General features: G+C 64.7%; 1 pseudogene. It reads left to right on the top strand.

The features are described from left to right. Positions 1-408, top strand: a pseudogene (locus PZH32_RS11550) (phosphoribosylamine--glycine ligase); the annotation flags it as partial.

The raw sequence follows: 408 nt of genomic DNA, 5'->3' as shown, positions 1-408 counted from the left end.
TGACCGGCCCCGAGTGCTCGCTGCTCTGCTTCGTCACGAACGGAAAGTCCTTCCCCCTGGCCCCGGCCCAGGACCACAAGCGCGCCTACGACGGCGACTTGGGCCCCAACACCGGCGGCATGGGTGTGTATTCGCCCGTGCCCATCGTCACCGACGAGGAAATGGCTGCCATGGTGGCCATCATGGAGAAGGAGGCCGCTGCTACGGCCCGCGAACCTTTCGCCATGGACTACCGCGGCACGCTTTACGGCGGCTTTATGCTGACGCCCGAAGGGCCGAAGATTGTCGAGTTCAACGTGCGTTTCGGCGATCCGGAAACCCAAGTGGTGCTGCCGCGTATTGAAAGCGACCTGGTGGAGGTCATGATGGCCGTGGCCGAGGGCCACGCCGACGACATCGACCTGCGCT

Source organism: Adlercreutzia equolifaciens (assembly GCF_029076695.1).
Classification (GTDB): domain Bacteria; phylum Actinomycetota; class Coriobacteriia; order Coriobacteriales; family Eggerthellaceae; genus Adlercreutzia; species Adlercreutzia equolifaciens_A.
This window is presented reverse-complemented; position numbering and strand designations above follow the sequence as displayed.